Annotated in this window: 16 protein-coding genes; 6 read left to right on the plus strand and 10 right to left on the minus strand. The window is 66.2% G+C overall.

The features are described 5' to 3' along the window. Positions 1–331 precede the first annotated feature (331 nt). Positions 332–3,631, plus strand: a complete 3,300-nt coding sequence (locus JOY29_RS03145; protein WP_300974746.1) for a TonB-dependent receptor — start codon at positions 332–334, stop codon at positions 3,629–3,631. 161 nt (positions 3,632–3,792) lie between these two features. Continuing rightward, positions 3,793–5,235, plus strand: coding sequence for an adenosylhomocysteinase (ahcY, locus tag JOY29_RS03150; RefSeq protein WP_300974747.1), 1,443 nt, complete (start codon positions 3,793–3,795; stop codon positions 5,233–5,235). A 77-nt stretch (positions 5,236–5,312) separates the two neighbouring features. Here ahcY and JOY29_RS03155 read toward each other — a convergent pair whose 3' ends face one another. From JOY29_RS03155 to JOY29_RS03165, 3 genes are all read right to left on the minus strand, one after another. Continuing rightward, a complete protein-coding gene (locus JOY29_RS03155; RefSeq protein ID WP_300974749.1) occupies positions 5,313–6,881 on the minus strand; it encodes a sulfotransferase in 1,569 nt (522 codons plus the stop codon). Beyond that, positions 6,878–7,660 (minus strand): hypothetical protein, encoded by a 783-nt coding sequence (locus tag JOY29_RS03160; protein ID WP_300974750.1) that lies wholly within the window; start codon positions 7,658–7,660, stop codon positions 6,878–6,880. The genes JOY29_RS03155 and JOY29_RS03160 overlap by 4 nt, the downstream gene beginning before the upstream one ends. Positions 7,661–7,742: 82 nt before the next feature. Then, complete coding sequence (locus JOY29_RS03165; protein ID WP_300974751.1) at positions 7,743–10,934, minus strand: TonB-dependent receptor; 3,192 nt, start codon at positions 10,932–10,934, stop codon at positions 7,743–7,745. A 495-nt stretch (positions 10,935–11,429) separates the two neighbouring features. Between JOY29_RS03165 and JOY29_RS03170 the strand changes: the two genes are divergently transcribed. Beyond that, on the plus strand, positions 11,430–14,528 hold the full coding sequence (locus JOY29_RS03170) for a TonB-dependent receptor (protein WP_300974752.1): 3,099 nt from the start codon (positions 11,430–11,432) through the stop codon (positions 14,526–14,528). 97 nt (positions 14,529–14,625) lie between these two features. Here JOY29_RS03170 and JOY29_RS03175 read toward each other — a convergent pair whose 3' ends face one another. Beyond that, entirely contained in the window at positions 14,626–15,198 is a 573-nt protein-coding gene (locus tag JOY29_RS03175; protein ID WP_300974753.1) for a YqgE/AlgH family protein, read from the minus strand. A gap of 111 nt (positions 15,199–15,309) precedes the next feature. Between JOY29_RS03175 and JOY29_RS03180 the strand changes: the two genes are divergently transcribed. The 3 genes from JOY29_RS03180 (at position 15,310) to JOY29_RS03190 (ending at position 17,794) form a co-directional block, all read left to right on the plus strand. Beyond that, the gene (locus tag JOY29_RS03180; RefSeq protein WP_300974754.1) at positions 15,310–15,792 is read left to right on the plus strand and encodes a peroxiredoxin; all 483 of its coding nucleotides are present in this window, start codon (positions 15,310–15,312) and stop codon (positions 15,790–15,792) included. 148 nt (positions 15,793–15,940) lie between these two features. Continuing rightward, positions 15,941–16,660 carry a hypothetical protein gene (locus JOY29_RS03185; protein WP_300974755.1) on the plus strand — a complete coding sequence of 240 codons (720 nt, stop codon included), beginning with the start codon at positions 15,941–15,943 and terminating at the stop codon, positions 16,658–16,660. Between the two features lie 75 nt (positions 16,661–16,735). After that, positions 16,736–17,794, plus strand: a complete 1,059-nt coding sequence (locus JOY29_RS03190) for an SDR family oxidoreductase (RefSeq protein WP_300974756.1) — start codon at positions 16,736–16,738, stop codon at positions 17,792–17,794. Between the two features lie 60 nt (positions 17,795–17,854). On the opposite strand, the gene JOY29_RS03195 is transcribed toward JOY29_RS03190, so the two are convergent. From JOY29_RS03195 to JOY29_RS03220, 6 genes are all read right to left on the minus strand, one after another. Continuing rightward, positions 17,855–18,622, minus strand: coding sequence for a hypothetical protein (locus tag JOY29_RS03195; RefSeq protein WP_300974757.1), 768 nt, complete (start codon positions 18,620–18,622; stop codon positions 17,855–17,857). Then, positions 18,601–20,487, minus strand: coding sequence for a M2 family metallopeptidase (locus tag JOY29_RS03200; protein ID WP_300974758.1), 1,887 nt, complete (start codon positions 20,485–20,487; stop codon positions 18,601–18,603). The genes JOY29_RS03195 and JOY29_RS03200 overlap by 22 nt, the downstream gene beginning before the upstream one ends. Before the next feature lie 48 nt (positions 20,488–20,535). Continuing rightward, entirely contained in the window at positions 20,536–21,294 is a 759-nt protein-coding gene (locus JOY29_RS03205) for an alpha/beta hydrolase (protein ID WP_300974759.1), read from the minus strand. A gap of 25 nt (positions 21,295–21,319) precedes the next feature. Then, positions 21,320–22,861, minus strand: coding sequence for a DHA2 family efflux MFS transporter permease subunit (locus tag JOY29_RS03210; protein WP_300974760.1), 1,542 nt, complete (start codon positions 22,859–22,861; stop codon positions 21,320–21,322). Positions 22,862–22,962: 101 nt separating this feature from the next. Beyond that, positions 22,963–24,033, minus strand: coding sequence for an HlyD family secretion protein (locus tag JOY29_RS03215; protein WP_300974761.1), 1,071 nt, complete (start codon positions 24,031–24,033; stop codon positions 22,963–22,965). After that, positions 24,030–24,470, minus strand: coding sequence for a MarR family winged helix-turn-helix transcriptional regulator (locus JOY29_RS03220; RefSeq protein ID WP_300974762.1), 441 nt, complete (start codon positions 24,468–24,470; stop codon positions 24,030–24,032). Before JOY29_RS03220 ends, JOY29_RS03215 begins: the two co-directional genes overlap by 4 nt. Positions 24,471–24,518: the final 48 nt, after the last annotated feature.

Here is a 24,518-nt window from a genome sequence, read left to right on the forward strand (position 1 = left end):
CAAACCCCTCGCCCCGTCACTAGCGGCTGCAAGCGATACAGTCGGGCGGACCCATTAGGAAGATGGCGTCTGGCGCCCGAGCCCCGGCCGCCGGTTGTCACTTCGCCACCGCGTGCGCGAACCCATCGTCAGATGCGGGCAAAGCGCTGGAAAGGGCAGGATTCCGCGGCTCGTTTCGGAGCTGTCCGCCAAGTCCCGGCAACGGGCCTGTGTTATTTTTGCGACAGATGAACGACAGAACAACGAACTGCCCTTCCGACTTATTGTTTTTGCCCGGCAGGGCGGGAACAAAGCCCCCGGATTGCCATCCGTTTCGAAGGGTTCACCGATCATGAGGAAGACAAATCTCCTCGGCGCGACAGCGCTGAACAGCCTGGTGCTGCTGGGTGCCAGCTTTGTGTTTAGCACCGGCGCTGCGGCGCAGACTGCTCCGGCTCCGGCCGAGCAGCGTTGCGACGACGGCACCACCGTCCCGGTGGGACAGCAGTGCCCCGTTCCGTCGGCGCCGACGACCTCGGCCGAGCAGGAGCAAGCCGACGCTCCGGCGGCCGCACCCGACAGCGACATCGTCGTCACCGGCTCGCGCATCCGTCGCCCGAACCTCGACTCGTCGGTTCCGATCACCTCGGTCAGCCCGTCCGAGCTGTCGCAGCGCGGTGAAGTCTCGCTCGGCGACGCGCTGAACGACCTTCCGGCGCTCCGTTCGACCTTCAGCCAGGCGAACTCGACCACCTCGATCGGCACCGCCGGCCTCAGCCTGCTCGACCTTCGCGGTCTCGGCACCGTCCGCACCCTGGTGCTGGTCAACGGCCGCCGTCACGTCACGGCGCAGCCGGGCGGCACCCAGGTCGACGTCAACACCATTCCGGTCGACCTGCTCGAGCGTGTCGACGTCGTTACCGGCGGCAACTCGGCCGTCTATGGTTCGGACGCCGTCGCCGGCGTCGTGAACTTCGTCCTCCGCCGCGACTTCACCGGCGTCCGCATGCGCGGCCAGGCCGGCATCAGCCAGTATGGCGACCGCGAGAACGTGTTCGGCTCCATCATTGCGGGCCACAACCTGTTCGACGGCCGCCTGAACATCACGGCGCATGCCGAATATTCGAACGCCAAGGAGGTGTTCTACTCGGATCGCTCGTATCTTGGCGCCTACACCGGTCCGGGCGGCTTCTACACGAGCCAGTCGACCGGCATCCCGGCGGCCACCCGCAACTTTGACGGTATCCCGAACACCCAGTTCTGGGACATCGACAACGGCGACATTCCGGGCATCAGGTTCGGCAACATCTCGACCGGCGGCTACATTGCGACTGCCTGCCCGGCCGCGACCGCGACCAACGCCGCCCGCGTCGCCGCGCTCTGCACCGGTCAGCTGACGCCCACCAACACCCGCATCGCGCGCAACTATTCCTTCCTTCCGGATGGCACACTGGCGCCCGACGTGCCCTTCTTCGACAACCGTCCGCTTGGTGGCGGCGTGTTCGGCGGCCTCAGCGCCACCGGCCTCGAGGACGCCATGCTGCTCCCGGGTCTTGAGCGCGTCGTCGGCAACATCTTCATCAACGGCGATGTCAGCCCGGCCTTCCAGCCGTTCGTCGAAGCCAAGTTCGCCCGGATCAACGCCACCCAGCAGTCGACCCAGCCGACCTTCGTCGCCTCGACTCTGAACCCGACCTTCAGCGTCAACAATCCGTTCCTGACGCAGCAGGCGCGCGACCAGCTGGCGATCATCACCAATGGCGGCAGCACGTTCAACATGCTGCGCTTCAACAATGACCTCGGCACCCGCGCCGAGGATCACCGCCGTGACACCTATCGCTTCGTGGCAGGCGTTCGCGGCGACGTCAGCTCGACCGGCAACCTGCGCTACGAACTGGCGTTCAACTACGGCAAGACCAAGACCTATTACGAGACCGGCGGCAACGTGATCGTCGCCAACTTCAACCGTGCCACCAATGCGGTGCGCGACTCCGTCTCGGGTCAGATCGTCTGCTTCGTGAACAGCTCGCAGGACACGGTCACGGTCGGCGGTGTCACCAGCATCAACACCGCGAACAACGATCCGAACTGCGCTCCGCTGAACCTGTTCGGTCGCGGCAATGCGAGCCAGGCGGCGAAGGACTATGTCCTCTACACCTCGACCCGTCGTGAGCAGGCCACCCAGCTCAACGTCGTCGGCTTCGTCTCTGGCGATACCGAAGGCCTGTTCGAGCTTCCGGGCGGACCGATCGGCTTCGCCGTGGGTGGCGAGTATCGCCGCGAGCGCGCTCGCTCGGTCTATGACGAGCGGACCCGCGCCGGTGAGACCTTCCTCAACGCGTTCCAGCCGTTCCTGCCCCCGACCCAGACCATCAAGGAAGGCTTTGCCGAGCTTCGCCTGCCGCTGGTCAAGGACGTCACGCTTCTCCAGGAGCTGACCGTCGAGGGTGCGTTCCGCCGCTCGAAGTACAACACGTTCGGCAATGTCGACGCCTACAATGCGGGTGTCCTCTGGTCGCCGGTCCGCGGCATTCGCGCCCGCGCCGGCTACGGCCGTTCGGTCCGCGCGCCGAACCTGAGCAACCTGTTCCAGTCGCAGGTCGAGACCTTCGCGAACGGGCTCCAGGATCCGTGCGATCAGAACTTCATCGCCAACAACCCGGCGCGTGCAGCCAATTGCGCGGCGGCCGGCATCCCGACCACCATCACCTATCAGGACAGCAGCGGTGTCACCATCACCCGTCCCTGGACCAACGTCCCGGGCTCGGGCGTGTCGGGCGTCAACCGCGGTAACCCGGACCTGCGTCCGGAAACTGGCGACAGCTACACCGTCGGTGTGGTGTTCGAGCCTCCGTTCCTGCCCGGCTTCGCCCTGACGATCGACTATTACGACATCAAGGTGAAGAACGTCATCTCGGGCCTGACCGGCCAGCAGATCCTCAACCGCTGCTATGACGATCCGACGGGCATCGACAACGAGTTCTGCTCGGCGATCTTCCGTCGCAGCACGAGCGATCCGATCACGAACGGCACCTTCCTCGGCCAGACCTCCCGTCGTCTCGACGGCCGCGCGGAAGACGTGTTCGCTCGGGCCGGCAATGGCATCAGCTTCATCAACCAGCCGTACAACTTCGCGGCGCTGGTGCGGTCGGGTGTCGACTTCGATGCGAGCTATCGCCGCCGGGTGTTCGGCAACAAGTCGCTGAGCCTGCGCGGTATCGTCAGCTACCTGGGCAAGTCGGAGAACTTCTCCTACCTCACCCAGCCGAACCGGTCGGACAAGATCGACGAGACGCTGGGTGATCCGAAGTGGGCCGCCTCGTGGAATGCCGGCTTCGACCTCGGCACGATCGACCTGAGCTACTCGGGCACCTATGTCGGCCGTCAGTCGATCCTGGCCTGGGAAACCCAGTTCACCCACCAGGGACGTGGCCCGACCAACCCGGACGCCCGTCCGTTCCGCTGGTACCCGGCCGGCATCACCCACTCGGGCCGCGTCAACTTCGAAGTGAACAAGAACTATCGCTTCTACGTCGGCGTGGACAACATCACCAACGAGCGGCCGCCGTTCGATCTGACCGGCCTGGAAGCCGGCAGCCCGTACGGCCCGACCGGTCGCTACTTCTACGCGGGTGCGGGTCTGAACTTCTAAGGTTCAGCCCAATCGGCAAGGAAAGGCCGTCCCGAAAGGGGCGGCCTTTTCTTTTGCCCCGCCGCGCCCAGATCGCCGCGAGGCATATAAAGCTTTCTTTATATCACATGCACCGCTAAAGGCGCGGGCGACCGGCCGCCGTCCTCGGACTTGCGGCCTTCATGCATTGGAGACTTGGACCCGTGGCTACCCAGACGCTCGAGCGCGAGAACGACTACCTCGTCAAGGACCTCTCCCTCGCGGATTTCGGCCGCAAGGAGATCGAGATCGCCGAGACCGAGATGCCCGGCTTGATGGCGCTGCGCGAGGAATATGGCGCGGCGAAGCCCCTCAAGGGCGCGCGCATCACCGGCTCGCTGCACATGACCATCCAGACCGCCGTGCTGATCGAGACGCTGACCGCGCTCGGCGCCGACGTCCGCTGGGCAAGCTGCAACATCTATTCGACCCAGGACCATGCCGCCGCCGCCATCGCCGCGACCGGTGTCCCGGTGTTCGCCGTCAAGGGCGAGACGCTCGAGGAATATTGGGACTATGTCGTCCGCATCTTCGACTGGTCGAAGGATGGTGACGATACCACCTGCAACATGATCCTCGACGACGGCGGCGATGCCACCATGTTCGCTCTGTGGGGCGCGCGGGTCGAGGCAGGCGAGACGCTGTTCACTCCGTCGAACGAGGAAGAAGAGATCTTCGTCGCGACGCTGAACCGCTTCCTCAAGGAGCGTCCGGGCTATCTCACGAAGACGGTCGCCGCCATCAAGGGCGTCTCGGAAGAGACCACCACCGGAGTCCACCGCCTCTATGAGCTGGCGAAGCAGGGCAAGCTCCCCTTCCCCGCCATCAACGTCAACGACAGCGTCACCAAGTCCAAGTTCGACAACCTCTACGGCTGCAAGGAGAGCCTGGTCGACGCCATCCGCCGCGGCACCGACGTGATGCTCGCCGGCAAGGTCGCAGTCGTCGCCGGCTTTGGTGACGTCGGCAAGGGCTCGGCCGCGTCGCTCCGCAACGGCGGCGCGCGCGTGCTGGTGACCGAGATCGACCCGATCTGCGCGCTCCAGGCCGCGATGGAGGGCTATGAGGTCGTTACGATGGAAGAGGCCGCCCCGCGCGCCGACATCTTCGTCACCGCCACCGGCAACATGGACGTCATCACGCTCGACCACATGCGGGCGATGAAGAACATGGCGATCGTCTGCAACATCGGCCACTTCGACAGCGAGATCCAGATCGCGGCGCTCAACAACATGAAGTGGACCGAGATCAAGCCGCAGGTCGACGAGGTCCAGTTCCCCGACGGCAAGAAGATCATCGTCCTGTCGAAGGGCCGCCTGGTGAACCTCGGCAACGCCACCGGCCACCCGAGCTTCGTCATGTCGGCCAGCTTCACCAACCAGACGCTCGCGCAGATCGAGCTGTGGACCAAGTCGGAGCAGTATGGCAACGACGTCTACGTCCTGCCGAAGCATCTCGACGAAAAGGTCGCCGCGCTTCACCTCGACAAGCTCGGAGTCAAGCTGACGACCCTTTCGGACAAGCAGGCGAGCTACATCAACGTGCCGCAGCAGGGCCCGTTCAAGCCCGAGCATTACCGCTACTGAGCACCTCCCCGGCGATCAGCCGGGGCCTGGTGCCTATTCAGGCTAAGGATGGGCTCCTGCTTCGGCAGGGGCCCATTTCAGTGTGCGTGCGGCCCCAGCGCGTCCTTCAGCGGGCCGAGCCACTGCTCATAAGGCTTCCAGGTTCCGACGCCTTCGCGGTTCAGCGGACGCCGCACCTGCTCGGCGCTCGGCGTCCGGACGGTGCGCTTGGCTTCGTGGAAACGCAGCACGGCCTCGTCGAACGGGATGCCCAGCCCTTCGAACAGGCCTCGCAGCACCGGCTCCGGCTCGTCGATCATGCGATCGTAGGGGACGTGCTTGATCCATCCCGGCAGCACATCGTCGAGATGGTCCATCAGTCGGACATAATCGACATAGGCACGGCCGATGCCCTCGAGCGTAAAGGAGGAGGCATGGGCGCGGCTGAAGCTGTGCGAGAAGTTGGACCAGCAGCAGGTCATCGCATCGCGGCGGATGTCGATGATCCTGGCGTTGGGCAAGATCTGGCGAAGCAGCAGCGCATTGCTCCAGTTGTGCGGCATCTTGTCGACGAAGTAGGGCCGGTCGGTCTTGCGGTGCGCGGCGACGCGGCGGAGGTACTCCTGCCCCATGCCGGTGCGATCCTGCGGTGAAAGCTTCGCGATCGCCTCCGGCACCGAGCGGATGCCCGCGCGCGTCGCCCCTTCCATCATGATGCGCAGGAGCGAAGGAATATGGGGCAGCTCGCCGAGCGGCTCGATGTCGGGATGGCTGCCGAGCATCTGTTCCAGCAGGGTCGAGCCGGAGCGCGGCAGGCTGACGATGAAGATGGGGGCATCGCTCGGGTCCCCTGCCCCTTCGCTGCGCTTGAGGAAGTCGGCCGTGAACAGCTGGCGGCTTTCGTCCACCTCGCGGGTCAACTGCCCGGAATCATAGTCGAGCGACCGCGCCCAGATGGCATTGGCTTCCTCATAGTGGCGGAAGGCCTGCTCATGCTGCTGTTCGGCCTGGAAGGCACGGCCGAGCGCGAAGTGGAGCGGCGCCGAATTGTTGACGTCCACCGCCATCGCGACCGCGGCCTCCATCGCCTCGATGTCGGCGGGCGAGAAGACCTTCTTCTTAATGCTGGCGAGTCCCCACCAGGCGTCGCCGAGGTCGGGCGTGATGGCGATGGCGCGGCGGTAGGCGTCGATCGCAGCCTCCGTTTCGCCGGCGCTGCGCAGGTGGTGGGCGTAGGTCAGCCAGACGTTGGGCCGCTCGGGATGACGCTCGACGGCGGCGGCGAGGATGGCTCGCGCCTCGTCGTGGCGGCCGAGCTTGTCGAGGATCAGGCTGACGATCACCTCGGTCGAGCTGTCCGCGCCGTCGCGCAGCGGCTCGAACATGGCGAGGGCTTCCGGCAGCTTGTCCTGCTGGTTAAGCACGCGGGCTAGGCTCAGCCGAAGTTCGCGGTTCGGAGGCGCCGCCATGAGCGCCTTGCGAAAGAAGAGCTCGGCCTGGAACAAGGCGCCGGTGGCGGCCGCGACCGAGCCGAGCAGCGACAGCCCGCGCGGATCGCCGGGGCGCTGCCGCAGGTGCTGCGCGACGAGGGCCGCCGCCTGGTCATTCTTGCCGGCGGCGAACGCCTGCTCGGCACGGGCCATCAGCGGGGACGCGGAAACGTTCATGCTTCATATCCAAGCAGGCGCCGGAGGCCCGGCGCTTCATAGTCGACCATGGCGCGGTGGAGCGCCGGCAAGCTTTCGGGCAGTTCGCGGATGGTGCCCTGCAGATTCGCCCTGGCGGTGCCGCTGTGCGCCGGGTCCGCCCCGATCCGCACCCGCTCGCGCCAGTCCTGCGGGCGATCGATGCCGCAGGCCGCCAGCAACGCCGCGAAATAGACGTCGGCACTGTCATGGTCGAGCTGGGCCACCGCGGCCTTCAGTTCCTCGAAGCGGACGACGATCGCGACGCTCGCCAGCCAGGCGGCGGCATTGTGGCTGTAGGTCTCGTTCAGCGATGGCGCCTTGCGCCAGACGCCGAAGATCATCGCCGACATCAGGTCCTCGACGCTCAGGCGCGGGTCGCGAAGTTCGGCCATGTCGCCGTCGAAATTCTCCGACAGGCAGAAACGTGCCCGGGCCAGCACCCAGTCATAGGGATCGCGGACCAGCAGCAGGCGCGTGACATGGGCGGTGACGAGCGCGGTCGTGTCGGTGAACAGCAGGTGCCCGCACGAGAGCATCGGGCGGTGGAACGCCTCCTGCGTGACCTGGAGGTTCGGATATTGGACGAAATCCCGCGCATAGTGCTGCTCGGGCGGCACGAACATGCGCAGGATGTTGCGCAGCAGGTGCGTGCCGCTCTTCGGGACCGAGTTGATGAACAGGGGCTTCGTCAACGGCACCTGCGCGAAGCGGCGGGCTTCGTCGTCGAGCCGGTCAGGGCGCAGGTTCACCGTCGGCATGGGTGTCGATTGGCCTCTTGGAGCAGGCAAGACAAGGGGCGACGGATCGCTCCGCCGCCCCTTCTCGTCCTCGCGCTTCGGCTTAACGCTTGCGGCCGAGCTTGGCCGTGACGTTGACGAAGAAGCGGCGACCCAGCCAGTCATACTGCGACACTGCCGCAGCCTGGCCGAGGGTCGAGATGGTGCCGCCGTTAAGCACCGACACACGCGGCGGCTTTTTGTCGAACAGGTTCGACACGCCGAGCGTGAAGTCGAAGCCCTCGATCTCCTTGGTGATCGACGCCGCATGGTAGAGCACGGTCGGCGTGGTCACCTTCGGGCAATAGGTGCCGCGAAGAACCGGAGTCGGCTGGGACGGAACGAAGCAGCCCGGCTGCGTCGTGCTGTCGATCTCGTCCACCAGCTCCTTCGAGCTCGACTTACCGATGATATCGAGGCCGTAGTAGACCGACCAGCCGGTGTCGTTGGCCGACGTCCAGGTCAGGTTGAGGTCGCCGACGAACTTCGGCGCACCGACGAACCCAGCCGAGTTGCGGCCCGTGCCGACGAACAGATCGAAGATCTGCTTCGTCTGATAGGTCGCGTTGCCGAGCAGCGAGAACTGGCCGAGGCGGCCGGCATTGTGCCGGACGCTGGCGGTGAAGTCGTAGCCGGCAACCCGCTGCTGGGCGATGTTGATGTACTTGTTGTCGACCGTCTGGATGATGAACTGCTGCGTGCCAGGCCCGGCGCGGGTGAACAGCGCGCAGAGCGGGTCGGTCGGGAAGCTGGTGCTGTTGTAGCAGCCGAACACGATGTTGGCCGCGCCCAGCTGCGCGATCTGGCCCTTCACCTTGATGTCGAACCAGTCGACCGCGAAGTCGAAGCGGGTGTTCGACAAGGCACCGCCGAAGCGCGGCGTCAGCACGATGCTGGCGGTCTTCGCCGTCGAGGTTTCCGCCTCGAGCAGCCCGAGGCCGCCTTGCGAGCGAACCGTCGCCGTGATCGCGCCACCGGTGAAGTTCCCCGGAATGCCCTGCGACGCACAGTTGTCGCGGATGCGCTGGTTGATGGTACCGAGCGCGAAGGCAGCGGCATAGTTGGTGCAGGGATCGATGTTGCGGACGGCGGTGAAGCTCGTCTCGTTCGCGAGGAACTGCTCGAACAGCGCCGGCGCACGATAGGAGGTACCGTAGGTGCCGCGGAACCGGAGCCAGCTGGTCGGCGCATAGTTGCCACCGAGCTTGTAGGTCCAGTTGCCGTTGTCCTCGTCCTTGGCCCCATCGCTCTTCCGCTCGGCCGTCACGCTGGTGACGCGGGCGGCGGCGTTGATGGTGAGGTCATTGGCGAACGGCAGGCCGCGCAGGATCGGCACGTTGATTTCGCCGAAGGCTTCACGCGTGATCGACTCACCGGCGGTGATGCCGCTGGTCGATGCACCCCAGGCATTGCCCGCGCGGGTGATCTCGCCGGGAGTGTCGTTGATGCGGTCACGGCGCACCGAGGCACCGAGCGCCATGCCGACCGTGCCGTAAGGCAGGCGGATGAGGTTACCCGAAACGGAGAATTCGCCGTTGAGCTGCGTGTAGATGGTCTTGCCGGCTTCCCAGCTGGTCAGGAAGTTCGCCTGCTGCGGCGTCAGCTGACCCGCCAGGAAGAAGGGATCCGTCCACGGCAGGTCGATGCACTGCTTGCCGGAGACCGGAAGGACCTGGCCGACGCACGACGAGGTCTGGAAGTAGCCGCTGTCGTACACGTCCTGCAGGATCTGCTGGGTGCGATAGACGCCCTTCGACCGGCTGTACTGGACGTAGCTGTCGAACTTCCAGCCCGGCAGGAAGCCGATGTCGCCGCGAAGGCCACCGACGCCGCGATAGTAATCGACGGTCTGGCTGCTGTCGGACAGGTTGGTGATACCGGTCGGCGACAGGTAGTTGATGCCTTCCCAACCCTGCGCCCAGATGGTGCCGGTGCCATAGAGGTTGCCGGTGCCGTAGAGGTCGCCGGTGTAGCCGAAGTTCCAGAACTGCCGCCAGCCGTTCTGATAGGTCTTGCGGCGGTTGACGAGGAATTCGGTGAACGCCTCGATGTTGTCGGTGATCTCGAGGCCGGCCGACAGATAGCCCGTCGCACGCTCGGTCTTCGGGATGATGGTCTGTTCGAGGACGAACGGGTGGTAGCTGTTCTGGACCGCCAGGCTGCGCTGGTCGTAGCCGGTCGGGAACCAGCCCGGGGGCGTCCCGAGGTCGCCGAAGTAATCCGGCGCGCCGTAGGCCGGAATGCCCAGGTTCTCACCCGGATACTGATACTGGATGAGGACGGTGCCGCCATTGATCGACGTATTTGGACCCGTGTTCGGGCCGCCCGGCCCGTCGAGATACAGGTTGTCGATGAGATTGTAGGTCCACACGTGACCCCAGCGCAGGTCCTCGCACTTGTAGCTGTTGGTGCGCGGATCGATCAGGTCGGCACGGCTGCCGTCCGGACGGAAGGTGTAGGCTTCGGGGCAGCCGAGGAACTTGCGGTCGCCGCGCGACAGCTCCTTCTGCTTGAAATAGTCGCCGGCCACGGTGAAGTAGAAGCGGCCGAAATCCTTGCCGTAGATGGCGCTGGCGCGATACTGCTCGCCGCCGCCCTCCTGCGGGATGACCGTGTTGAGGTCGAGCTGCAGGCCACCGGTGTCACGCTTGGTGATCAGGTTGACCACGCCGGCGACCGCGTCCGAACCGTAGACCGACGAAGCGCCGGTCTTGAGGATCTCGACGCTCTGCACCACGCTCTGCGGAAGGACGTTGAGGTCGAAGCTCGACACGCCGCCGCGGGTACCGGCCGGACCGGCGCGACGGCCGTTGAGCAGGATCAAGGTGCGGTTCGCGCCGAGGCCGCGAAGGTCGAGGGTCGAAGCGCCCGGACCGCCGTTGGTGACGAAGTTCGACGACAGGGCCGAAGTGATCTGGGTCGAGCCGGCTGCGATCGGCGAGCTCTGCAGCGTCTGCGCAAGATCGACATTGCCCTTGCGCTCGGACAGTTCGGGATTGATGATCGCGACCGGATCCGGGCTCGAGAAGGGGCTGGTCCGGATGCGCGACCCGGTGACGACCACTTCCTGGTCGGACTGCACCTGCGGCACCGGATTGGCCGAAGTGATCTCCGGTGCTTCCTCCGGCTGAGCCTCTTCCGCGGGCGCCGGCGCCGGCGCTTCCTGCGCGAAGGCGGCCGAGCTGAAGCCGAAGGCGGCGCCCGCCAGCAGCAGCGAACGCAGCGCGGCGGTGGGCAGCCGGGTAGTCCTGGTCATGATCGATTGTCCCCGTTTCGATAAACTGCCGGTTTCGTGGCCCGACCACCCTTGGAATTGCAAGCATTTGACATGGAACGCCCACAGAACGAACGCGTGTGTCGCCTTTCAGCCACAGCCCTGTAATCTTTGGCTGGCCCTGGAACTGGCCGCCTTGCGGCAATGAAATCGGACATGTTGCGATGGTCCCCAGCGCCACCGGACAGCCGCGTGCCCGGCCGACTGTTGGCCGGCGCAATGCACCGTTCCGATTCTGAATTAGTCGCTGCCTTGCTCGCGCACGCACTCAGGAACGACCTAATGGTTCCTTTTCACAACTAAAGAACTCAATGGCGCCGTAACGAACTCAGCGACCCTCTCCGTATTCACTACGAGGCTGTTGCAGTGATGAGACAATATCAACAGCGCTCCTGGGAAGCGCTAACTAAGTATGTGGTCCGACACACCTTTTCGCCTAGGGGAACGCGACTTGTTCGACGGTTAGGATAATTACGGATGCGGAATATTCGCCTTACGATCACGACGTCTTCGATTGCTCTTGGTGCCTTGCTTGCCAGCCCGGCCTTTGCTCAGGAAGTGCCGCCCGCTCCCGAAGCTGCCGCTCCGGTCCAGGATCCGGCGGCCATTCCGCCGACCGGACCCGCTGCCGACTGCCCTGACGAGAACCAGGACGGCGTCTGCGACCCGGCCTCGACCCTCAGCAATGCGGACACCAGCGCCCAGACCGGCGAAACCGTCGTCGTCACCGGTTCGCGCATCCGCCGCGACGAGTTCAGCACCACCGAGCCCCTTACCGTCATCACCGCGCAGGAAATCACGCAGTCGGGCTTCAACAGTGCGACCGACGCGCTGCAGAGCGGCGCCGTCACCCAGGGCGCCTCGCAGATCAACAACGCTTATGGCGGCTTCGTCACCGACGGCGGCACCGGCGCCAACACCCTTGGCCTGCGCGGGCTCGGCCCGGCGCGTACCCTCATCCTGCTCAACGGCCGTCGCCTGGCGCCGGGCGGCACCCGCGGATCGGTCCTGTCGGCCGACCTCAACGTTCTTCCGACCGCCATCGTCGAGCGCATCGAGATCCTCAAGGCCGGCGCTTCGTCCATCTACGGTTCGGACGCGATCGCGGGCGTGGTCAACATCATCACCGATCGCAAGCTGACCGGCTTCAGCGTCGATGCCCAGGTCAACGTCCCCGAGATCGGCGCCGGCGTCGATCGTCGCCTTGCCGGAAGCTTCGGCATCCAGGCCCCGCGCCTGAGCGTCATCGGCTCGGTCGAGTGGCGCAAGCGCTCGTCGCTGGCCCGCAACCAGTCCGACTTCTTCCGCTGCCCGATCGGCGGCTTCCTCAGCGGCGAAGGCACCGACTTCGGCTCGGGCGACTATATCGACCCCGCCACCGGCGAGCCGGGCTGCTTCACGCTCGACAATGGCGGCGTGACCATCAACACGCTCGGCCTTCCGGCCCGCGAGGCGATTGCCCGCACCGGCGGCGGCCTCGGCGTGTTCAACCGCTTCGTCCCGGCTCCCGGCCAGACCGACGGTCCGTTCCCGGGCTATCAGGGTGTCGGCTTCTACGACCGCGACACCTTCGACCCGCGCCAGGAATTCCAGCCGCTGGTCACCGGCACCGAGATCATCACGGGCTATCTCGCCACCACCTACGACCTCGGCCTGTTCGGCAACAGCGAGCTGTACGGCGAACTGCTGGCGACCCGCCGCAAGTCCTCCTCGCCGCTCTACCGCCAGCTGAGCCTCGACTATCTGCAGGGCAGCCCGCTGCTCCCGGAAGACCTGCGTGACGGTGTCTTCGCCAACCCGACGGTGACGTCGAGCGGCCAGAACATCGCGGCCCGTGCCTTCATCGGCTACGGCCTGACCGACTCGCGCCAGGAAGTGGATTACGTCCGGGCTTCGGGTGGCCTCCGCGGCGACTTCTTCTTCAGCGGCTGGCGCTATGACGCCTACGCCGGCAAGTCGTGGAACGACGGTACCTACGAGATCGAGTCCTTCCTCACGGATCGCCTCGCCAACTCGCTGAACGTGGTCCAGAACCCGGACGGCACCTTCAGCTGCGCCAGCCTGGCGTCGAACCCGACCTGCGTGGCGGCTCCGGCCCTCAGCGCGGCGGTGATCGGCGGCGAGCTTCCGCAGGCTTTCCGCGACTATATCGTCGACAACACGATCGGTAAGACCAGCTTCCGCGAGACGACCTTCTCGTTCGGTGTCGACGGTCCGCTGTTCGCCATGCCCGGTGGCGACGTCCAGCTTGCGCTGGGTGCCGAATATCGCCGTCAGTCGATCAACGACCAGCCGGACGACAATTCGATCAACGGCAACCTGTTCGGCCTCACCGCGGGCACGCCGACGGTCGGCAAGGACAGCGTCAAGGAAGTCTTCGGCGAAGTGTTCGTGCCGATCGTCCGCGACCTGCCCTTCCTCTACCGCCTGAACGTCAACGGCTCGCTCCGCTACACGGACTACAAGTCCTATGGCAGCGACACGACGTACAAGATCGCGGGCGAGTGGGAACCGGTCCGCGGCCTCGGCTTCCGCGGGAGCTACGGCACGTCGTACCGTGCACCGGCGCTCGCCGAGCAGTTCCTCGGCGCGACCAGCGGCTTCCTCGGCAGCAACAGCGATCCCTGCTCGGCACTTCCGCCGGCAGCGGAGCAGTCGCCCTCGCAGCAGGTCCTTGCCCGCAACTGCGCGACCATCGGCCTTCCCGCCGACTTCGAGCAGCGTAACGGCATCACCATCTTCCGCGTCGGCGGCGCAGAGGCCGGCCTGGAGGCCGAAACCTCGCGCAACTGGTCGGTCGGCGTGGTTGCCCGTCCGCCGATCCCGGCATCGATTGGTCAGCTCAGCCTTGCCCTCGACTATTTCGACATCAAGGTGAAGAACGGCGTGTCCGACCTTGCGGGCGACACGATCCTCAACCGTTGCTACTCGGCGGAGAACTTCGATCCGGCGGCCGGCTTCTGCCGCTTCGTCACCCGCGATCCGAACAACGCGCTTTCGGTGGTCAGCAGCTTCGTCAACCTCTCCGAGAGCATCGTGAAGGGCTATGAGTTCAACGGCCGCTTCTCGACCCGCGCGGTCGGGCCGGGGACGTTCATCCTCAACGCCAACGTGACCAAGTATACCGAACAGTCGAGCAGGCTCTTCCCCGAGGAGTTCCTTGCCGACGCGAACGGCATCGTCACGCAGCCGGAGTGGGTCGGCAACTTCGACGTCACCTACTCCACCCGGCCGGTGACCTTCCGCTATGGTCTCGACTGGATTGGTGGCGACCGCAACAACACCTACCAGCTCCTCGCCTTCGACAATCTGACTGGCGAGGTCAGCCCGGACGACGAGCAGTTCTACCGCGACAACTACTATCTCGAGACGAAGGATTACTTCCTTCACAATGCCTCGGTGCAGTTCAATGTCGCGGAGCGCTATGAGTTCACGGTCGGCGTCCGGAACATCTTCGACAAGGCGCCGCCGCGGATCACGGCCGGCATCTTCAACTCGGTTGGCAATGCGCCGCTCTACTCGGGCTACGACCTGGTGGGCCGGACCTTCTTCGCCAACGTCAACTTCAAGCTCTAAGCGAGCCGGAGACGACAATGGAAAGGGCCTCGGGAAACCGGGGCCCTTTTCCGTTGCCGGTCAGGTGCCGCCGATCGGCACCGGCATTGCTGGAAAGTCAGGCTGCGCCAGTCTCGTTGGCGAGCAGCCGGGCGTCGATTCCCTCGGCCTTGAACGCCGCGGCCCAGCGCTCGTCGGACGGCGTGTCGAACAGGATGGACGGCCGTCCCGGGCAGGCGAACCAGCCGTGGCGGGTCATCTCCTCCTCAAGCTGTCCGGGACCCCAGCCGGCATAGCCGAGCGCGACCAGCCAGCGCGACGGCCCTCGGCCCTCGGCAATGGCGCGGAGCACGTCGATGGTACCCGTCATCGCCCACAGCTTGCCCGTCGGCCCGACCACCTGAAGGGTATCCTCGCCGCCCCAATCGTCGGAATGGAGGACGAAACCGCGCCCCGGCTCGACCGGGCCGCCATGGTGGATCGCTTCATCCGGCGCCTTGCCGGGGTCGAGATCGAGCTGCTTCAGCAGGCCGCGCAGGCGGATGCCGGCACGCTTGTGGCTGATGCCGAGGCCGACCGCGCCATTCTCGTCATGAACGCAGAGCGCGGTCACTGAGCGTTCGAAGCGGGGATCGGCCATGCCGGGCATGGCGAGCAGCAGCTTTCCTGCAAGAAAGGGCGCGTCCGACATGACCGGCCTACCATGCCAGTTCGCGCCCGCCGCACAAGCCTTGTTGGCGTAACGAACGGCCGGTAGAGCGACGGCCGTAAACATCTCGCCCCACCAGAGGAGCTTATTTCCATGACCATCAACGTCGGCGACCGCCTTCCCGACATGCCGCTCGTGCTCGCGACCAGCGAGGGCCCGCGGCCGACCACCACGACCGATTATTTCGGCGGCAAGCGTGTCGCCCTGTTCGCCGTTCCGGGCGCCTACACGCCGACCTGCTCGGCCAAGCACCTGCCCTCCTATGTGGAGAAGGCCGGGGACCTGAAAGGCAAGGGCGTCGACGAGATCGCCTGCACCAGCGTCAACGACGCCTTCGTCATGGCTGCCTGGAACAAGGATCAGGGCAGCGAGGACATCACCATGATCGCCGACGGCAACGGCCAGCTGGCGCAGGCGCTCGGCCTCACCATGGACGGCTCGGCCTTCGGCATGGGCTCTGTCCGCTCGCAGCGTTATTCGATGATCGTCAACGACGGAGTCGTCGAGCAGCTGAACGTCGAGGCGCCGGGCGAATACAAGGCGTCGAGCGCCGAAACCCTGCTCGAGCAGCTGTAAGCCTATCCCTCCCCGCTGTCGTCCTGGCAGCGGGGAGGTCGCATCTGCCCCCACCTTTGCCGCGCCTCCACTGGGCGCAACGCCGGGACCGATCCCCTGCCAGCTTCGTTGCCCGCCCGAAGACCCCCAGCGTAACGGAGGACAGGGCATGGCGAAGAACAACGACAACGGGCACGACACCCACAATCGCGAGAACCGCAACCACGACACTCGAAGCATCGACAATCGCGATCGCCGGCGCGACCGGATCGTCGAAGGCGTGAAGAGCCGGCCCTATGCGGCGGCGGCGGTTGCGACCGTTGCGGCGGGCGCCGCGGCCTTCTTCCTCACCCGCGGCAAGAGCGACAAGCCGCTGATGAACTGGGGCCAGGACAGCCAGGGCGACAACGTCAAGGGTGCCGGCGCCTACAAGCAGCAGGGCTCGACCACCAGCGACCGCAGCCTTGAGACCGCTTCGTCCTCGCCGAGCAGCAGCGCTGGCGTCGGCGCCGGCACGAGTGCGAGCAGCCCGTCTGCGATCCAGGCCGGCGGCATGGCCAATTCGGGCAATCGCACCAGCGCCTCGAGCCTCGGCGGCACGGGCGGCACCAGCGGCGCCAGCGGCCTTTCGAGCACCAGCGGCACGAGCGGCGGTTCGACCACCAGCGGCTCGGGCAGCTCGGTGAGCGGCTCGGGCACCAGCGGCTCGGGCAGTGCCATCGGCGGCGGCTCGGACAGCGGCAGCTCGTTCGGCAGCGGCAACAGCAGCACGACCGGCAGCGGCAGCAGCAAGAGCAGCGGCGGCAAGTCGTCGGGCAAGGGCAGCACCGGTCTCGACGAGACGTCCAAGGACCAGACCAAGGCCGGAAGCGTCTCCTACGGAGCCTGAAGGTCCCGTCATGAATTGATAAGGGGCATCGGTTCGCCGGTGCCCCTTTTTACATCTCCGGAGGCGATGATGACCGTGAAGCTCAAACCCCTTTCGGACCAGGTGATGGTCAACGTGGGCGCGTCCAGCGGCATTGGTCTCGCTACCGCCCGGCGCGCCGCTGCGGCGGGCGCCCGGGTCGTGCTCGCCGCCCGCAATTCCGATGCACTCGACGAAGCGGTGGTCGCCATCCGCAACAAGGGCGGTGAGGCGACCGCGCTCGACCTCGACATCGCCGACGAGGGCTCGGCCGAACGGCTGCTCGCCTATGCGCTCGATCGCTATGGGCGGGTCGACACCTGGGTGAATGACGCCGCGGCCGCCATCTTCGCGCGGGTCGAGGACGTCAGCCTGGCCGAACACCGGCGCGTATTCGACGTCGGCTATTTCGGGCTGGTCGACGCCAGCCTCGTCGCCATCGGGCATCTGCGCAAGGAGGGGGGCGCGCTGATCAACATCGGTTCGGTCCTGTCCAATCGCGCCATTCCCCTGCAGGGACCCTATTGCGCGATGAAGGCGGCGGTGATGCAGTTCACCGACGCGTTGCGGATGGAGCTCGAGCAGGAAGGCGCGCCGATCAGCGTGACCCTGATCAAGCCGGCGGCGATTGACACCATGTATCCCGAGCATGCCCGCAACAAGCTGGACCGGCATGCCCGGCTACCCCAGCCGCTCTACGATGCCGAGCTGGTCGCCAAGGCCATCTGTTTCGCCGCGCAGACGCCGCGCCGAACGCTGGTCGTGGGCGGCGGCGGCCTTGCCCTTACCACCCTGGCCCCGGCCCTGCCCCGGCTCGCCGACAAGGGCATGGTGCTGGTCGGCGGCGAGGCAAGCCAGACCACCGACGTGCCCCCCGCTCCCGGCACTAGCGACAATCTGTTCGAGCCGCGCCGCGACGGACGGGTCGAGGGCAACCAGGAGCCGTTCAAGCGCAGGACGTCTTTGTACCTCGAAGCCCAGATGCACCCTTATGCGACGGCTGCGGTATTGAGCTCGATGGCGGCGGGCGCGCTGTTCCTGTGGGCCCGCGAAGAGAGCCGTGACATCGGGACGGAAGAAGCCAAGCGCCGGATCAGGGCGGCGGGCATGAGCTGAGGCTCAGCGCGCCGCCCTGCCCTTCGCGTAACTGGGTGGAGAGCAGCTCTCCGCCGCGTCCTACAACGGCTGCATCACGGAGTGGAGCGCAGTCGCGCCCTTGAGCGTGAGCGGCCGGCCGGAGGCATCGACGCCCTCGATCTCGACCTGCGTCAAGGCACCGTGAGGGGATGGATAGTCGCCAAGCCCGTTGCCCCTCTTCGCCTGGTCAAGGCTGATCCCGACGGTGCCCAGCGCTCCAATGGCCTTCTCCAGAGCAGGGCATTGCGCTGACGAGACGTCGTGCCGCTCTAACGAGGGTTCGTAGACCGCGGCCAGGTCGGTGTGCCGTGCAAACAGGCTTTGGAGCCTCTGACGCCCTTGCCAGCTGTAGTCCGCCTCCCAGCCCTCCCTGGCGAGAAACTCGGTCAGCTGTTCGGCTCGGAAGGCATTGAAGGCCCGTTGTGCAACATCCCCATTTTGAGGGACGAACACATAGCGGTAGCGATACGTGCAGGAACCATGTTGCGATGCCGCTATCTGTCCCTCGCAATAGCGCTCGAGCCGATCGACCCGCAGGGCACCATAGTCCCCCTGAACGAGCTCGCTGGTCGCGACGAATCCACGCCAGCTCTTGCCTTGCCACTCCTGGTCGGCACCGAAGCTTGTTCGAAGGATCCTCCCCTGGCTCGTCTGCACCCAGAGGTCATAGGCGCCCAGCAGAGGCTGAAGGTCATAGCCATTGAGCGTCTTCGGCCAGTCGGCGGGAAAGACGCGAGGGGGCGGCGGAGCGGCCGAAGCCACCCCGCCTAGCCCCAGCGCGGCGATCAGGACTGCTGCCAGCCGCACGTCCTGCCCTTGTTCTGCTCCTCCAGCCAGCGCTGCAGCGGGGCGAAATACTCGAGCATCGGTTTGCCGCTCATCTCGCGGGTGCCGGTGAAGGCTTGGAGCGCGTCCGGCCAGGGCTTGCTCGCGCCCATCTCCAGCATGGCGTTCAGCCGCTGGCCGACTTCCTTGTTGCCGTAGAAGGAGCAGCGATGGAGCGGGCCCTTCCACCCGGCCATGTCGCAGGCCGACTTGTAGAACTGGAACTGCAGGATGCGGGCAAGGAAGTAGCGGGCATAGGGCGTGTTGCCCGGGATGTGGTACTTCGCGCCCGGATCGAAGTCGGCCTCGCTCCGTGCGGTCGGCGGCGTGATGCCCTGATATTGCAGCCGCAGCTGGTTCCAGCCGGCATTGTACTGCTGCGGGGTGATCGAGCCGTCGAACACGCCCCAGCGCCACTTGTCGACCAGCAGGCCGAACGGCAGGAACGCGACCTTGTCCATCGCCTGGCGCAGCAGCAGGCCGGTGTCCTTGCTCGCGTCCGGCACCTTGTTGCGGTCGAGCAGGCCGATCTGGACGAGATATTCCGGAGTCACCGACAACGCGATGAAGTCGCCGATCGCCTCGTGGAAGCCGTCGTTGGCGCCATTGAGGTAGAGATAGGGCTGCTTGTTGTAGGCCCGCTGGTAATAATTGTGGCCAAGCTCGTGGTGGATGGTGACGAAGTCGTCGCCATTGACCTTGGTGCACATCTTGATGCGCAGGTCGTCCTTGTTGTCGAGGTCCCAGGCCGAAGCGTGGCAGACCACCTCGCGGCCTTCCGGGCGGACGATCTGGCTGCGGGTCCAGAAGGTCTCCGGAAGCGGTGCGAGGCCCAGCGAGGTGTAGAAGCCCTCGCCGATCCTGACCATGTCGGTCGGGCTCTTCTTCTTGGCCTTGAGCAGCTCGGTCACGTCATAGCCGACGTCGCCTGCCCCCTTGGGTGCCACCACGTCGTAGATGTTGCCCCATTCCTGCGCCCACATGTTGCCGAGCAGGTCGGCGCGGATCGGGCCGGTCTTGGGCTGGACGGCATTGCCGTATTTCGCGTTCAGCCGGTCGCGGGTGTAGCAGTGGAGCTGGTCGTAGAGCGGCTTCACCTCGCTCCACAGCCGGTCGTACATGGCCGAGAATTCCTGCGGGCTCATGTCATACTGGCTGCGCCACATGGCGCCGGTGTCGTCGTAGCCGAGCTCCTTGGCGCCCTGGTTCGCGATTTCGACCATGCGGGTATAGTCGGCCCGCATCGGTCGGCCGACATTGTTGTGCCAGCTGGTCCAGACTTCGGCGGTCTTCTTCGGATCGCGAAGCTCACCCATCGCTTCCTCGGCGACGTCGCCAGTGATGACCTTGCCGTCCAGCTGGGCGCGGCCCTTGCCGTAGGTCGACTGGAGGCCGGTGGCGATATTGTTGAGTTCCGTCGCCGCGCCTTCGGTCGAGGGCGCGGGAAGGACCAGCGCGCCGCGCAGGATGTTCAGTTTGCGCTGCGTGTCCGGATCGAGGCCCGGCACCCGCGCCCATTCGGCCGCTTCCTTGGCGTAAGCGACGCCCTTTTCGGTACCGATGGTGCCGAAATAGGCGGCGAGCGCATCGGTGTCGTCGGTGATGTATGTCGAGTTCACCCACTGCGCGCGCGACGAGATGGTCGACAGGTCGAACAGGTCCTTCTCGACCCGCGCGATGAACTGGCGCGCGCCTTCCGGCGTACGGGACGCGCTTGCGGTGTCGCTCGCGCCAGCGGCAGCGGAAGCTTGGTCGAGCGCCGCACCGGAGGAGGCTGGTGACGATCCGGTGGTTGCACAACCGGCAAGGGCAAGGGCGAGAATGGAAACGGAAGCGGCCAATTTCATGCGGTTGACGCCTTCAGCTGAGGAACTGGCGGCGTTCGTGCGCCCGCTTCACTCCTCCGTCAAGAAGCTGACGATGGCTTCGCCGAGCGCCTTCTGCGTCACCGAGGTGGTGTGCGTGCCGGGGATCTCGACATAATCGGCGTCGGGCAGCGCGTCGGCGAGAGCCGGGGCCGAGCCATTGTCGTGATCGTCGGCGCCGCACAGGACCAGGGTCGGCATGGTGAACGCCGCCAGCATCGCCTCGTCGACGGCCGAGTTGCTTTCCAGCAGCAGGCGGGTGGCGACGCGGTCGACCTTCTGGCTCTTCATGAACTGGATGGCGAACCAGTGCCGGTCGCCGCGCACCGCCTCGTCATACTTGTCGAAGGCCTCGATGAAGAACTGATGCCTCTTCTCCCACCCGAGCAGGCCTTCCAGCCCCATGCCGGAGAGGATGGCCCGGCGGGGCTTCAACCCCCGGGCAATGCCGTGCACCACGGTCCGGCTGCCAAGCGAAAAGCCGCCGAGGTCGTAATCGGTCAGCCCAAGGTGCGCGATCAGTTCGGCAAGGTCTTGGCCGAGGACGCCCGCGGGATAGCAGGCGGGATCGTGCGGCTTGCCGCTTTCGCCGTGCGCGCGCAGGTCGGGCATGATCAGCCGGAAGCCCGCCGCCGCGATCCGCTCGGCATGGCCGAACTTGATCCAGTTCATGCGTGCGTCGGAAAAGAGCCCGTGGACGAGGATCAGCGGCCTGCCCTCCCCCGTCTCGTGAAAGGCGAGCTCGGTGCCGTCGGCGGCGGTCCAGTGACGGATGGCAATGCTGGTCATGCCTCCGCCCTAGCCCAGTTCGTCCTCAGTCCGCCATCGCATGCGCCGTCGGCCCTCCCTGCGGCGCCTTGGCTTCCCGCATCAGCAGAACCAGCGGCAGCGCCGCCAGCGTCACCCACATCATCAGCCAAAAATCGTCGAGATAGGCGATGAACAGGGCCTGCCTCGTCACCTCCGCATTGATCACCGCAAGCGCGAGATCACCCTGCTGCCCGATCCGCTCGAGCAGGCCGGGATCGAGCGACGGGATGGTACTTGCGGTGACGTTGCTGGCGATGTCGGCATGGGCGACCTGCGTCATCCGAACCAGCTGCGAGCCGACGATGGCGATGCCGATCGACCCGCCGATGTTGCGGGCGAGGTTGAGCAGGGACGCGGCGGCGGTACGCAGGCGAGGCTCGAGCGTCGCGAAGGCGAGGCTCTGCATGACGACGAAGATGAGGCCGATACCAAGCCCCTGCACCACGCCCGACCAGACGATCGGCCCGGCGGGCATGTCGAGCGCGAAGCCGGTCATCATCCACAGGCTGGTGCTCATCAGCACGAGACCGATCACCACCAGCAGCCGGCTGTCGATCTTTCCGACCAGCCGCCCGGCGACCAGCATGGAGATGAGCGTGCCCACGCCGCGCGGCGCGGTCAGGATGCCCGACTGGAGCACCGAATAGCCGTAGAGGCGCTGGAGCAGCGGCGGCAGGAGGGCGAGGCCGGCCAGAAGCAGTACGCCGGTCACCGCCATGAAGAGGAAGCCGATCGCGAAGTTGCGGTCGGCGAACATGGCCTTTTCGAAGATTGGCGCGCGTGACGTCAGCGTGTGGACGGCGAACATCCACAAGAATGCGATGGCGAGCCCCGCCTCGATCATGATCTCCCAGCTTTCGAACCAGTCCTGGCTTTCGCCGCGGTCGAGGAACATCTGCAGCGCGCCAAGGGCCACGGCGAGCAGGGCGAATCCGGCCAGGTCGAAGCGCCGCCGCGTGGTCGGGCTTTCCGGCATGGTCCGCCACAGCATGACGGCGGCGAGGACCCCGACCGGCAGGTTGACGATGAACACCCAGCGCCAGTCGAAGCTGTCGGTCAGCCAGCCGCCCAGCACCGGACCCATGATCGGCCCGATCATGATCCCGCCGCCGAACAGGGCCATCGCCTGGGCATGCTTGGCGGGCGGGTTGATGTCGAACATGGTCGCCTGCGCCAGCGGCACGAGAAAGGCGCCAGTCAGACCCTGGATGACGCGGAAGGCGACCATCTCGGGGAGCGAGGTGGCGATGGCGCAGAGCAGGCTGGCGGCAGTAAAGCCGACCACCGACCACAGCATCAGCCTCCGCCGTCCCACGCGCTCGGACAGCCAGCCGGCAATCGGAATGGCAATGGCGGAGGCGACGATATAGCTGGTCAGCACCCAGTTGATGCTTTCCTGCGTCGCCCCGAGGTTCGCCTGCATGTGTGGCAGCGCGACATTGGCGATGGTCGTGTCGAGCACCTGCATCAGCACCGCCAGCATGAGCGCGGTGGTGACGAGGGCGTGGCGAGCCGGGTCGAGGGGCGTGGCGGCGGTGTTGCTCATGGCTTTAGCGCGCTTCGTCTATGCGCTCCGCGCTCCGCTGAGGACGGACGACCAGCAGGATCGTTCGTGCTGGGCGAAGTCGAGGCACGTCGGCGCGGCGATCACTCAACATCGACCGTGACCGTGGCGCTCAGCCCGGCGATCATCGGCTTGGCGGGCTTGCCGTCGAAGCGGATCCGGACGGGGACGCGCTGGGTCACCTTGACCCAGTTGCCATTGGCATTCTGCGCCGGAAGGATGGCGAACTCGCTGCCGGTGCCGGCGCCGATGCTGGCGACCCGGCCGGTGAGATCGAGGCCCGGATAAGCGTCGATCTCGATGTGCGCGCGCTGCCCCGGGACCATGCGGGCAAGGTCGCCTTCCTTGAAGTTGGCCTCGATCCAGGTGTCGCCCGACGCGACCAGGCTGAGGAGGCCGATGCCGGGAACAGCCTGCTGGCCGGGCAGCAGCCGCTCGGTGTTGGCGACCACGCCGGCAGTCGGCGCGCGCACCTCGGTACGGCTGAGGTTGAGGCGGGCGCTGGCGATGGCGGCGCGGGCGGCCTGCTCGCCCGGCTGGTCGCCGGTCGGCGCGATCGCGGCCCGGGCGTTGGCGGCGCGGGCCCGGGCATCGGCCAGGGCGGTGCGCGCCTGCTCGACGTCCGCCAGCGCCTCGTCATAGCGCACACGGGTGGTGAAGCCGCGCTGCAGCAGTTCGGCCTGACGCGAGAGGGCGCGCTCGGTGATGGTCAGCTGGGCCTGCGCGCCGCTGATGTCCGCGCCGGTGCCGGCCGCCTGCGTGACCACCTGCCGCTCGGCAAGCTGCGCCTGCGCGAGCTGCGCTTCGGCCTGGAGCAAGGCGACACGATAGGGCTCGGGATCGATGCGGAACAGTAATTGTCCGGCCTCCACCCGCTGGCCCTCCTTGACGAAGACCTGCGCGATCGGCCCGCCGACCTGCGCGCCGACGCTGGTGATGTCCTGCTTCACCTGGGCGTTGTCGGTCTCGACCTCGCCCTGCCCCGACCACCACATCCAGCCGCCACCCAGAATGAGCAGAAGCGGCACGAGCAGCATCAGCGCAATGCGCCGGGCCTTGTTCGGAGCCTTGGGTTGCGAATCGGCCTCGACGGCGCCGAGTTCCTCCGGTGCGGTGGCGGCCTCGGCCGCCTCGATCCTGGTCTGCTGGTTCATGCCGAAGCCCTGTCACGCGGCGCTACGCCGTTCAGATTGGCGCGGATCTGCGCGAGAAGGGTGCGCGCCTTCTCGAGATCCGCGGGTTCAAGATTGCCGAACACGTCGGCGGAAAAGTCGGCGGCCAGGGCATGCAGACGCTCCACCAGCGGCAGGGCGCTCTCGCACAAATGCAGCCGCCAGGCGCGCCGATCCTCGGGATCGCGGCGGCGCTCGACCAGCTTCGCTTCCTCCAGCTTGTCGACGATCCGGCAGAGCGTGATCGGCTCGATGTCCATGCGGTCCGCGAGCTCGACCTGGCGCTGGCCGGGCTGGTGATCAAGATGGGCGAGCACGCGCCATTGCGCACGCGTGATTCCGAGCTCCGCCGCTCGCCGGTCGAAGGCTCGGCGCAGCGCGTGACTGGTCTCGCCAATTTCCCAGGCTAACTGTTCCATAGGGCAGCCATATAGTAAGGTTGCTTACTAAATCAACGACACGGACCA

It is taken from the genome of Sphingomonas sp. LHG3406-1, assembly GCF_029637485.1.
Lineage (GTDB): Bacteria > Pseudomonadota > Alphaproteobacteria > Sphingomonadales > Sphingomonadaceae > Sphingomicrobium.

Excerpts from the sequence above, each read along its gene's own strand:
- JOY29_RS03145 (WP_300974746.1), top strand. The coding sequence starts at position 332 with ATGAGGAAGACAAATCTCCTCGGCGCGACAGCGCTGAACAGCCTGGTG.
- ahcY (WP_300974747.1), top strand. The coding sequence starts at position 3,793 with ATGCATTGGAGACTTGGACCCGTGGCTACCCAGACGCTCGAGCGCGAG.
- JOY29_RS03155 (WP_300974749.1), bottom strand. The coding sequence starts at position 6,881 with ATGAACGTTTCCGCGTCCCCGCTGATGGCCCGTGCCGAGCAGGCGTTC.
- JOY29_RS03160 (WP_300974750.1), bottom strand. The coding sequence starts at position 7,660 with ATGCCGACGGTGAACCTGCGCCCTGACCGGCTCGACGACGAAGCCCGC.
- JOY29_RS03165 (WP_300974751.1), bottom strand. The coding sequence starts at position 10,934 with ATGACCAGGACTACCCGGCTGCCCACCGCCGCGCTGCGTTCGCTGCTG.
- JOY29_RS03170 (WP_300974752.1), top strand. The coding sequence starts at position 11,430 with ATGCGGAATATTCGCCTTACGATCACGACGTCTTCGATTGCTCTTGGT.
- JOY29_RS03175 (WP_300974753.1), bottom strand. The coding sequence starts at position 15,198 with ATGTCGGACGCGCCCTTTCTTGCAGGAAAGCTGCTGCTCGCCATGCCC.
- JOY29_RS03180 (WP_300974754.1), top strand. The coding sequence starts at position 15,310 with ATGACCATCAACGTCGGCGACCGCCTTCCCGACATGCCGCTCGTGCTC.
- JOY29_RS03185 (WP_300974755.1), top strand. The coding sequence starts at position 15,941 with ATGGCGAAGAACAACGACAACGGGCACGACACCCACAATCGCGAGAAC.
- JOY29_RS03200 (WP_300974758.1), bottom strand. The coding sequence starts at position 20,487 with ATGAAATTGGCCGCTTCCGTTTCCATTCTCGCCCTTGCCCTTGCCGGT.
- JOY29_RS03205 (WP_300974759.1), bottom strand. The coding sequence starts at position 21,294 with ATGACCAGCATTGCCATCCGTCACTGGACCGCCGCCGACGGCACCGAG.
- JOY29_RS03210 (WP_300974760.1), bottom strand. The coding sequence starts at position 22,861 with ATGAGCAACACCGCCGCCACGCCCCTCGACCCGGCTCGCCACGCCCTC.
- JOY29_RS03215 (WP_300974761.1), bottom strand. The coding sequence starts at position 24,033 with ATGAACCAGCAGACCAGGATCGAGGCGGCCGAGGCCGCCACCGCACCG.
- JOY29_RS03220 (WP_300974762.1), bottom strand. The coding sequence starts at position 24,470 with ATGGAACAGTTAGCCTGGGAAATTGGCGAGACCAGTCACGCGCTGCGC.